Raw genomic sequence first — 239 nt, 5'->3', positions numbered from 1 at the left:
AGCTGGTGGTGGGGGCGGTGGAGGTGCTCACTGATACCGAACGCGACCGGTTGTTGCGGGACTACAACGCCACTACGGTGGCGGTGGATACCGGCACCACTGTGGTGGAGTTGATCGAGGCGTGGGTGCGGCGGTCCCCGGAGGCGGTGGCGGTGGTGTGTGCGGGGGTGGAGTTGACTTACCGGGACCTCGACGAGCGTGCTGATCGTTTGGCGCAGTTGTTGGTGGTGCGGGGGGTG

At 66.5% G+C, this 239-nt stretch carries 1 protein-coding gene; it reads left to right on the top strand.

The window, feature by feature from the left end; translation table 11 throughout:
- Positions 1–17: 17 nt before the first annotated feature.
- Positions 18–239, top strand: a 222-nt coding sequence (locus ACX4ZE_RS23470) for an AMP-binding protein (RefSeq protein WP_480275645.1), incomplete at its 3' end; no start/stop codon positions are given.

Source organism: Nocardia sp. TBRC8007 (genome assembly GCF_056629435.1).
The sequence above is the reverse complement of the archived record's forward strand: the minus strand, read 5'-3'. Positions and strand labels throughout refer to the sequence as shown.